This is a genomic window from Pseudomonas floridensis (assembly GCF_002087235.1).
GTDB classification, from domain to species: Bacteria; Pseudomonadota; Gammaproteobacteria; order Pseudomonadales; family Pseudomonadaceae; genus Aquipseudomonas; species Aquipseudomonas floridensis.
The window spans coordinates 50,039-60,548 of sequence record NZ_MUIO01000013.1; the positions used below are offsets into that span (position 1 = coordinate 50,039).

Genomic DNA, 10,510 nt, shown 5'->3' on the forward strand with positions numbered 1-10,510 from the left:
GCGTGATACTGTCTGGCAACAATCAGTAACGACTAGCCAGCATGCGCCATATCGTTCACACCCACCCTCGCCTGACCATCGCGGCCCTGACAGGCCTGTCCTGCGGCATTGCCTCCATCTGGGTCCTGCCCGACACCACATTGACCCAAAAGCTGTTGATCGGCTGGGACCTGGGCGTATGGCTGTATCTGATCCTGATGTTCATCCGCACCCTGCACAGCAGCGCCGGTGATGTGCGGCGTATCGCGCTGATAGAGGACGAGAACGCGGGCACGATCCTGATGACCGTCTCCATCGCGGCATTGGCCAGCCTGGCCGCGATCATCGTCGAGATCGCGGGCAGCAAGGGCCTGTCACCGCACGCCCAATTGCTGCACCACGCGTTCACCGGCATCACCATCATCGGCTCATGGCTGATGATCGGCGTGGTGTTCAGCCTGCATTACGCGCGGCTGTTCTATACCTGGACAGGCAAGGATCCGGCCCTGTCTTTCGCGGGCGGCGAGAAGAATCCGGACTACTGGGATTTTCTGTATTTCTCGTTCACCTTGAGCGTTGCAGTACAGACGTCCGACGTCGGCGTGGCGACCCCTCAAATGCGCCGGATCGTGCTCGCCCAGTCGTTGATCTGCTTCGTGTTCAACACCGCGATTCTGGGCTTTTCGATCAACATTGCGGCCAGCCTGTTCAACTAGCGGCCTTTCCCGACATAGCCAAAAGAGACGTCCATTCATGACCCCATTGAACATCGCGGTGCTTGACGACTGGCAGAACGTGGCCAGCGACGTCGTCGACTGGTCGGTACTTGACCCGATAGGTGCCGTCAGTTTTCTGCATGATTTTCCGGCCGACACCGCCACCATGAGCCAGCGCCTGCAAGACTTCGACGTGATTTGCGTGATGCGTGAACGGACCCTGTTCGACGAGGCGCTGCTCAGCCGTTTGCCACGCCTGAAACTGCTGGTCACCGGCGGCATGCGCAATGCTGCGCTCGACGTTGCTGCCGCCCGACGCCTTGGAATCGAAGTGTGCGGCACGGAAAGCTACAAGCATGCCGCCCCGGAGCTGACCTGGGCGTTGATCATGGGCATCACCCGCAACCTGGTCACCGAAGCGGGTGCATTGCGCTCGGGTCAGTGGCAAGCGGGACTGGGTGGCGACCTGCATGGCAAGACGCTAGGGATTCTGGGACTGGGCAGCATTGGCAAATGGATCGCCCGATACGGCCAGGCTTTCGGCATGAAGGTGATCGCGTGGAGCCAGAACCTCACGCCCGAGGGAGCGGCCGGCTCGGGGGTGACCTACGTCAGCAAACAGGCACTCTTCGAACAGGCCGATGTGCTGTCGGTGCACCTGGTGCTCAGCGACCGCAGCCGTGGTCTGGTGGACGCCGAAGCGCTGGGCCGGATGAAGCCCGGCGCATTCATCGTCAACACATCACGCGGCCCGATCATCGATGAAGCGGCGTTGATCGAAGCCCTCAGCCAACGCAGGATTGCCGGAGCAGCCCTGGACGTGTTCGATGTCGAGCCACTCCCGGCCCAACACCCCTTCCGCACGCTGGACAACGTGCTGGCGACTCCGCACATCGGCTATGTCACCGAAAACAACTACCGGACCTTTTTCAGCCAGATGATCGAAGACATCCAGGCCTGGCATGCGGGGTCGCCGATCAGGGTTTTCGCCTGACCGTATCGGACCTTCAATCAGAGCGTGTAGGCAATCCCCACCTGCACTGTCCGAGGGGCGCCCGGATAAGCGTAAACGTTGCCAAAGGCGCCCTCCTCGTACTCGGTGTCGAACACGTTCTTCACATCGAGGTTGAGCTTCACGTGTTCGTTGACCTTATAGAAGGCCAGCAGATCGAACACGGTGTAGCTGTCCATCGAAAAGGCCACATTGGCCGTCTGCCCGGCGCGCTGATCGACATAGCGTCCGCCGACCCCCAGCCCCAACCCGCGCAAGGCACCGTCCTGGAACTCATAGACGTTCAACAGGCTGAAAGTCTGCTCCGGGATATTCAGCAACCGCGTGCCGGACCGCAACGAGTTGTCTTTGGTGACCTCCGCGTCGACGTAGGCATAGCTGCCCATCACTCGCCATTCGGGGGTCAAATTGCCGACCAGATTCAGGTCCAGCCCACGACTGCGCACTTCACCCGCCGCCACGCTGAACGTCGAATCGACCGGGTCAGTGGTCAGCACGTTCTGTTTCTCGATCTGATACAGCGCGGCATCCACGCTCAACTGACGGTCCAGCGCCTGCCACTTGACCCCGACTTCATAGGACTTGCCTTCCTCGGCCTTGAAGCCACCACCCAGACGGCTCGCGCCGGTATTGGGCTTGAACGAGCGTGCGGTGTTGGCATAGACCGCAACGTCATCGGTCAGGTCGTAGGTCAGCCCGAGACGCGGCGTGACGGCGTTATCGCTGTTGGTGAAGGGCACGCCGACGCCGAAGGTGTCGTAGTCATGCTCGAAACGCTCGAAACGCACGCCGCCCAGCAACTTCAGGCGCTCGGTCAGCGCCACCTGATCCTGCAAAAAAGCGGCGTATGTCTTGAGGTTTTCTTTGTCGTGGGTGGTGGTGCGGGTCAGCGCCGGACGCGCCTGGCCGTAGACAGGATCGAAGATATTGATGGTGTAAGCCCCGACAGCACCACTGGAGCGCCGGATGATCGACTTGTAGTCATAGTCTTCGTACTCGACACCGGCCAGCAGCGTGTGGTCGAACGCACCGGTCGCAAAATGTCCGGTGACGTTCAGTTGCACATCGCGGTCGGTCCATTCCAGCTTGCGGTAGTTGAAGTTGCGTCCCAGCGTGCGCCCGTCAGCGGCCAGGCCGTTGGCTTCGATGGCATCACCTTTCAACGAGCCGTCGAGCATCTGGATTCCGCCGCCCAGTTTCCAGTCGGCGTTCAGGTCGTGATCGAAACGGATCTGCGCCATGTTGTTGTCGTTGTGCAGCTTGCCCACGTCCTTCTCGCCGAAAAAGGTATCGCGTGACGCTGTGCGGGTCTGGCGGGCATAGCGGGTCAGGCCACGGTCCAGCGGCGCGTTGTTGCGCATGAAGTCGCCTTCGAAGGTGAGGCGCGTGGCGTCATCGACCTGCCAGGTGAGCACGGGTGCAACGCCGTAGCGTTCGGTTTCGACATGATCGCGAAAGGTGTCGCCGCCCTCAGCCACGACATTGAGACGATAGGCAAACCGGCCCTCGTCATCCAGCGGGCCGGTGGCGTCCAGCGGGCCGGTGGCGTCCAGCGTACCGCGCTTCATGCCCTGATCATTGAGTTGACTGCCCAGCGTGACCGAGCGTTCGGCCAGCGGCTGCCTGGAGACGACATTGAAGGTACCGCCCGGATCGCCGCGACCATACAGCGTTGTCGCCGGACCACGCAGCACTTCCAGACGCTCGATGGTGTTGGCGTCCGGCATGTTCGGATAGCCGCGATTGATCGGAAAACCGTTGCGGTAGAACTCGCCGGTGGTGAAGCCGCGCACGGTGAAGGTGGTCAGGCCCTGTCCACCGAAGTTGTTGGCGCGCCCTACGCCACCCGCGTAATCAAGCGCGTCCTGTAAACGCGTGGCACCGATGTCTTCGACCGCGTCGCGCGTCACGACGCTGATCGACTGCGGCGTCTCGTGCAGGGATGTGTCAGTTCGCGTGGCGCTCGCGGACCGGGTGGCGCGATAGCCCTGCACCGGCCCTTGTGCGGTGTCGAGATCGGCAGCGCTCTGGATATCGATGTTCTGCAGTTCGATCGAGGGGTTATTGGCAGTGACCTGGTCAGCCCAGGCGGATGGAGCGATGGCTTGAATGACGCAAAGCGAAAGAAAGGTACGACGCATCGATATGCAGCCCTTGGCAGTAAACCGGGTCTCTTCGGACCTGGCGGATTTTTTTGCGAATAGTACAGATTCTTATTAGCACTTGATACAAATTATCAAAAATCACGTTAATCCTGCTATTAGCCATCGGACAAAGCCGTGAATGGCCCGTGATTACAGGTACAGGCCGCACGTTCTGCCAACTGGCTCATACATTTTTCGACACTGCACGGCGCTGGCGAACGACGGCGCACGGCGCCTGTCTGAACCAGCGGACTGACGCAGACTGCGAGGTCCATTCCTCATCGGACTGTGTACCTACAGTCAGCGAGCCAAGCGCCTCAGCAAGACATCAGGAAACGGTATGGACCACGAAGTAGACGGCAAGACCCCCGGCCTGTCAGCCGACGAAGAGCGCGAAATCGACGAGAATCAACCGCCGCGCGCTGCTGTGTTGCACGAAACCATCCGCATTCAGGGCGACCACGAGCTGGAGCGCAGTGTCGCTGCGCTCTGGTGGTCGGCACTGGCCGCGGGCCTGACCATGGGGCTGTCGCTGATGGCGATGGGTCTGTTCATGTCGCGCCTGGAAGGCATTCCCGGCAGTCATGTGATTACCAGCCTGGGGTACTCGGCAGGCTTTCTCGCGGTCATCCTCGCGCGCCAGCAACTGTTCACCGAGAACACCATCACCGCCGTGTTGCCAGTGATGAGTAAACTGAATCTGGCCAACATTTGGCGCCTGCTGCGGCTCTGGGGCGTAGTGCTGACCGGCAACCTGGCCGGCACGCTGCTGGTCGCGTATGTAATGCTCAACCTGCCGATCTTCGATACCAAGACCGATCAGGCCTTTCTGGAGATCGGTCGCAAGGTCATGGAGAACGACGTCAGTCAGATGTTCTCCAAAGGCATCGTCTCCGGCTGGATGATTGCGACCATGGTCTGGATGATCGCCTCAATGGAAAATGCCAAGATCGCGATTATTGTGCTGATTACCTATCTCATGGCACTGGGCGACTTCACTCACATCGTAGTGGGTTCGGCAGAGGTGTCGTACCTGGTGTTTGCGGGTGAAATCGGCTGGAAGGACTTTCTGTTCACCTTTGCTGGCCCGACGCTGGCGGGCAACATCATCGGCGGCAGCTTCATTTTCGCCCTGATCAGCCACGCGCAGATCCGCAGCGAGAAAGACACCAGTGCCAAGCTGGAGCGGGACAAGAAAATGCGTGCCGAAGAAAAACGTCTGGCCCATGAGCAAAAGCTCAAGGACGCCGATTCCCGATTGAAGAAGGACATATGATCCCCGTCATTAAACTTTCTTTCAGGAACTTCAGTGCCAATTAAGCGCAAAATAGCCCTTTGAACGCATTTATTCAGGCAGGGACCATGACCCGAATTCTGGCAATCGAAGACGATGCCATCACCGCAAAGGAAATCGTCGCGGAACTCAGCAGCCACGGACTCGAAGTGGACTGGGTGGACAACGGCCGTGACGGCCTGGCGCGTGCAGTGAGTGGCGACTACGACCTCATAACCCTGGATCGCATGCTGCCGGAGATCGATGGACTGACCATCGTCACCCAGTTGCGGGCTCAGGGCATCGCGACCCCGATTCTGATGATCAGCGCGCTGTCCGACGTGGACGAGCGCGTGCGAGGCCTGCGTGCCGGGGGCGACGACTACCTGCCCAAACCGTTTGCATCGGATGAAATGGCGGCGCGGGTGGAAGTGCTGCTGCGGCGCAGCAATCCGGTCAGTGCGGCCAAAACCGTGCTCCAGGTGTCGGACCTGGAGCTGAACCTCATCACCCGCGAAGCGTGCCGCGGTGGCGAACCGCTGACGCTGCTGCCGACCGAGTTCAAGCTGCTCGAGTTTCTGATGCGCAACAGTGGGCAGATCATCACCCGCATGATGATTTTCCAGGAAGTCTGGGGCTACCACTTCGATCCCGGCACCAACCTGATCGACGTTCACATCGGCCGTCTGCGCAAAAAAATCGACCAACCCGGCATCGCACCGCTGATACAGACCGTGCGAGGTTCAGGTTATGTCATTGCCGAACCCGTCTAACGGCTGGCGCTCCTCCTCCAGCCGACTTCTGGCGCTCTACAGTTCATTGTTCGTGGCCTGGAGCGCCATTTTGCTGGGCGTCTTGTATTGGGAAGTGAATAACTACCTGGACAACCTCGCCCGCCATTCGCTGACCCACCGTCAGCAACTGTTTTCCCGCTTCGAGGGTCAGGCGCTGGTCGACGCACTCGCCACCAGCATGACCTTCGACATGCGCGCCGTGGACGCCTACGGCTTGTTCGATGACGAGTTCCGGCATATCGCCGGGCCGATCACACGAATTCCCAACGTACTGCCGGTTGATGGCCAGATCCATGAACTGAGCAACTGCATCGAGTCCGACGATCCGGGGCTGCCACAGGACAGCTGTGACGCGGTCGTGTCCGAAACCGTCGATGGACGCTGGCTGGTGCTGGTGCGCGAAAATGGCTCGCTGTTCGCGGTCAGCACGCTGATCCTGCATGCCCTGCTCTGGGGCGTCTCGCTGACCATCATTCCCGGCGTTGCGGGCTGGCACCTGTTGCGTCAACGCCCCTTGCGGCGCATACGTGCCATTCAGATCAGCGCCGAGTCCATCATTGCCGGCGACATGGCGGGACGCCTTCCAGTGTCCAACAGACGCGATGAGCTGGACATGCTGGCCGTGATCGTCAACGCCATGCTCGACCGCATCGAAAAGCTGATGAACGAAGTCAAAGGCGTTTGTGACAACATCGCCCACGATCTGCGCACACCACTGACGCGGCTGCGTGCGCAGTTGTATCGCATTCAGCAACAGGCCAAATACGACTCGCCCTGCGCCTTGCAGATCGCGCAGGTCATCGGCGAAGCGGATACGCTGATGGCGCGTTTTCGCGGGCTGTTACGTATTTCCGAACTGGAAGATCGTCAGCGACGTTCCGCGTTCGTCGAACTCGAACTGCGTCCGCTTTTGCATGAGCTTCACGACTTCTACCTGCCACTGGCCGAAGAAGACCAGATCACCCTGCTGCTGAATCTCGAAGACGCCCTGCCCACTCTGGTCGGCGACCGGGCGCTGTTGTTCGAAGCGCTCGCCAACCTGCTCAGCAATGCCATCAAATTCACCCCGGCGGGCGGGACTGTCGCGGTCATCGCCTATGCCGGGAAAGACGGTAAAAGCCCCTGCATCGACATTCAGGATTCCGGCCCCGGCATTCCGGTCACCGAACGGGCGGCGGTGTTTCAACGTTTTTACCGCAGCGAAGCCGGCAACCAGCAGAGCGGCTTTGGCCTGGGCCTGTCAGTGGTGGCAGCGATCGTCAATCTGCATGGTTTCACGCTGCAGGTCGGCACCAGCCCCTACGGCGGCGCGAGCCTGAAGCTGGAATGTCGCACCGTGCGCCCACTGGTCTGAACCTTCGCGCAAATCCTTGTCCCGTGCCTGCTTTTTGACGAGGTTAAGCGCTCTGGATCAAGCCTTTCAGGCATTTCGATAATAATCTGGCGCGACTTGCCAAGCGCTATTTTATTACAAGATGTTTCAAAAAAACCGTCAGCTTGAACGTTTCAGCACGCACAAGTTCCCTTCATTACTTCCGCTTTTCTGCTGTTATGCGACGTTTTTCTCCGAATAAACCCGCTTTCGTCGTTGACCCCTGCCCGCGTCACCTGAAAAGAAAACGTGATCCAATCGGCATTTTTATGGCGTCAGTGTCTTGTCGGTATACCGGCACTGCGTTATCTATAGTCACCGTGGTACACGTTCCAGATGCACCCAAAACAAGAACTCATCGGATTTCGCCCTCAATCGGGCGGGCCTTCGGCATGGTCGCCGGGGCGGAGAATGCTGGACTAATTTCGTAGGATCGACATCGGCTGGGAGGCTGTTATGGGCGCACAATCAACTATTCTAGGCGTGGGCAATTACAAGGTTTACACCGAAACTTACTGGAAAGGCAGCCATGTAAAGACCATCTTGCTGGTCAACGGAGCACTGTCCACTACTGGCTCTTTCGGGCAAACCGTCAAGTACCTTCAACCGCACTACAACATCGTTCTGTTCGACCTTCCCTTCTCCGGCCAGTCGCGGGCACACAATGCCGACGACATGATCGTGACCAAGGAAGACGAAGTCGGCATCCTGCTTCAACTCATTGATCGTTTTCAGGTCAACTACCTGCTTTCCGTGTCCTGGGGCGGTGTTTCGGCGCTGCTGGCGCTGTCCGAGTGCCCGGCGTCGGTTGAAAAGGCGATCATCAGCTCGTTCTCACCCGTCCTGAACGCACCGATGCTTGACTACATCGACAAGGCTCAGGTGTACCTCGCCGCTCGCGAAAAACGCAAAATCGGCTCGCTGCTCAATGACACCGTGGGCAAGTATCTACCGCGCCTGTTCAAACTGTATAACTACAAACACCTGATCAGCCTGGCCGAACACGAATACGGCCAGATCGACTTTCACATCAGCCAGATTCGCCAACTAAGCGCCAGTAACTACGTCGAGCGTTTTTCCTCGATCAAGATTCCAGTGTTGTTCGTCAACGGTGAAAAAGATGAATACACCACTGCCGACGACGCCAGGGCTTTCGCTAACTACATCGCCCGAAGCAGTTTCGACGTAGTTCCGGACGCCGGGCACTTTCTGGATCTGGAAAGCAAAGCCGCGTGGCATCACTCGCAGCGCAACGTCATCGCTTTTCTGGGGACCGAAGCCTGTAATCAGGAGTGGCCCAGCGCTACCGCAATGGCCTGAGACAACCGCGCCACTTGCGTGGCGCAGTGGTTCATGGATGACAGGTTCCTTTCTCAGGCAGTGACGATTCGTTGATGATTTTCTCTTGTGCAGTTTTCATGCGTCGGCTCGGCCGTGCTTCCAACAGGAACCGGCCTGCTCGCTTCCCGCCTTATCACCGTTCACTGATGTTGAACCTTGCACTGGCCCTTTCACTGGGTGGCTGCTCTGCGGGCAAACCGGAGCAGAAAGCTCCGGTGCGCGTGGCAGTTCAGACGGTCAAGGCGCAGGACATCGCCAACCGCGTGGTCCTCAGCGGTGACATCCAGGCACGCAAGGTCACCGACCTGTCTTTTCGAGTTTCCGGCAAGCTGGTCAAACGCTTCGTCGATGTCGGTGACCGGGTCAGTGCTCGTCAGGTGTTGGCCCGGCTGGACCCTCGCGAACAGCGCACCGGGCTGGAGTCGGCGAACGCCGATGTAATCGTCCGGGAATCCCGGCTGCGTCTCGCCGAACAGAACTATCAGCGCCAGCAACGTCTGCTGCCCAAGGGCTATACCAACCTGAGTGAATACCAACAGGCACGCGCGAATCTGGAAAGCGCGCGCGGCGATCTGGCTTCGTTCAAGGCTCAACAGGCCACTGCGCGTGAGCAGGTCGGCTACACCGAACTGCTCGCCGTGGCGGACGGTGTCATCACCGCCCGGCAAGTCGAGGAAGGCCAGGTGGTGCAGGCAGCCTCTCCGGTGTTCAGCCTCGCGCACGACGGCGAACGCGAAGCGGTGTTTGCCGCCTATGAATCGCTGCTGAGCACCGACCGGATCGGCGACCGGGTGGTGATTAGCCCGGTCGGTGAGCCCAGCACGGAACTGATCGGCAGGATTCGTGAAATAACCCCGATTGTGTCCACGGCCAGCGGCACCTTGCGCGTGCGCGTCGCGCTGCCGGACGCGCCTGCCCTGCCCGGACTGGGAACCGTGGTCAGCGCACGCCTGGAAAACATAACGCAACGGGCGTTCGTGCTGCCCTGGTCGGCACTGACCCGCGCACACGGCCAGCCTGCGGTATGGCAGATGGATGAGCAATCATACGTTTCGCTGCGCAAGGTGCGTGTGCTGCGTTACGACCAAGGCCAGGTGCTGGTCGCCGAAGGGTTGTCGGAAGGTGATCGGGTCGTCTCCCAAGGCCTGCAGTTTCTTTATGCCGGGCAGAAAGTCGAAGTGTCGGCACAGCCATTCGGCGACCCGCCTGTATCGCTGGCCAGTTCGCAGGCGCCACGATGAACGTGCGCGACAACGTTTTGCTGTTATGCACATTGCTGGTCGTGCTGCCGGGCTGTCGCGACACGTCGCTGCGTGAAGTCGTTGATCGGCCGGTGTTGTTCATCGAAGTCGTCGAGCCGCGTGACACCTCGCACGGTCGCTTCGCCGGCAACATCCAGCCGCACTACGAAGTGGCGCAAGGGTTTCGTGTCGCCGGGCGGATCGCCACCAGGCAGGCAGAGATCGGCCAGGCGGTACGCAAGGGCGATCTGCTTGCAACGCTGGAGCCCAGCGAGCAACAGAACCAGTTGCACGCTCGCCAGGCCGAACTCAGCAAGGCGCAGTCGTCGTGGCAACAGGTCAGAGACGAGCAGTTGCGCTACCAGCAGTTGTTCGAGCGCGGTGTTGGCTCACAAGCGCGGCTCGACCAGTTGAGCAGTGACCTGCGTAATCAGGACGCCTTGCAGCAACGAGCACGCATTGCGTTGCAGCAGGCTGGCGATCACCTGTCCTACACCCGCCTGTTCGCCGAGTTCGATGGTCTGGTCACGGACTGGCGTGCCGAAGTCGGCCAGGTGATGGCTGCCGGACAACCGGTGGTCAGCCTAGCGCGCCCGGAGAGCCGGGAAGCGGTGGTCGACCTGCCGGTCGGTCTGGCC

At 59.9% G+C, this 10,510-nt stretch carries 9 protein-coding genes; 8 read left to right on the forward strand and 1 reads right to left on the reverse strand.

Annotated elements, in window-relative coordinates; genetic code table 11:
- Nucleotides 1–41 precede the first annotated feature (41 nt).
- Complete coding sequence (locus tag BZK31_RS04660) at nucleotides 42–695, forward strand: DUF1345 domain-containing protein (protein ID WP_083181606.1); 654 nt, start codon at nucleotides 42–44, stop codon at nucleotides 693–695.
- A 37-nt stretch (nucleotides 696–732) separates the two neighbouring features.
- Complete coding sequence (locus BZK31_RS04665; protein ID WP_083181607.1) at nucleotides 733–1,689, forward strand: D-2-hydroxyacid dehydrogenase family protein; 957 nt, start codon at nucleotides 733–735, stop codon at nucleotides 1,687–1,689.
- A gap of 17 nt (nucleotides 1,690–1,706) precedes the next feature.
- Here the strand turns inward: BZK31_RS04665 and BZK31_RS04670 are convergent, their stop codons facing one another.
- On the reverse strand, nucleotides 1,707–3,848 hold the full coding sequence (locus BZK31_RS04670) for a TonB-dependent siderophore receptor (RefSeq protein ID WP_083181608.1): 2,142 nt from the start codon (nucleotides 3,846–3,848) through the stop codon (nucleotides 1,707–1,709).
- Between the two features lie 343 nt (nucleotides 3,849–4,191).
- Here BZK31_RS04670 and BZK31_RS04675 point away from each other — a divergent pair, with 343 nt between their 5' ends.
- The 6 genes from BZK31_RS04675 to BZK31_RS04700 all read left to right on the forward strand — a co-directional run.
- Nucleotides 4,192–5,127 (forward strand): formate/nitrite transporter family protein, encoded by a 936-nt coding sequence (locus tag BZK31_RS04675; protein ID WP_083181609.1) that lies wholly within the window; start codon nucleotides 4,192–4,194, stop codon nucleotides 5,125–5,127.
- An 86-nt stretch (nucleotides 5,128–5,213) separates the two neighbouring features.
- Nucleotides 5,214–5,897 carry a response regulator transcription factor gene (locus BZK31_RS04680; RefSeq protein ID WP_083181610.1) on the forward strand — a complete coding sequence of 228 codons (684 nt, stop codon included), beginning with the start codon at nucleotides 5,214–5,216 and terminating at the stop codon, nucleotides 5,895–5,897.
- Nucleotides 5,875–7,272, forward strand: coding sequence for a sensor histidine kinase (locus tag BZK31_RS04685; RefSeq protein ID WP_083181612.1), 1,398 nt, complete (start codon nucleotides 5,875–5,877; stop codon nucleotides 7,270–7,272). The genes BZK31_RS04680 and BZK31_RS04685 overlap by 23 nt, the downstream gene beginning before the upstream one ends.
- Before the next feature lie 474 nt (nucleotides 7,273–7,746).
- Nucleotides 7,747–8,610, forward strand: a complete 864-nt coding sequence (locus tag BZK31_RS04690; protein ID WP_083181613.1) for an alpha/beta fold hydrolase — start codon at nucleotides 7,747–7,749, stop codon at nucleotides 8,608–8,610.
- Nucleotides 8,611–8,777: 167 nt separating this feature from the next.
- A complete protein-coding gene (locus BZK31_RS04695; RefSeq protein ID WP_244182631.1) occupies nucleotides 8,778–9,872 on the forward strand; it encodes an efflux RND transporter periplasmic adaptor subunit in 1,095 nt (364 codons plus the stop codon).
- The coding region (locus tag BZK31_RS04700; protein ID WP_157900700.1) for an efflux RND transporter periplasmic adaptor subunit at nucleotides 9,869–10,510 on the forward strand (642 nt) is incomplete at its 3' end. The genes BZK31_RS04695 and BZK31_RS04700, both read left to right, overlap by 4 nt.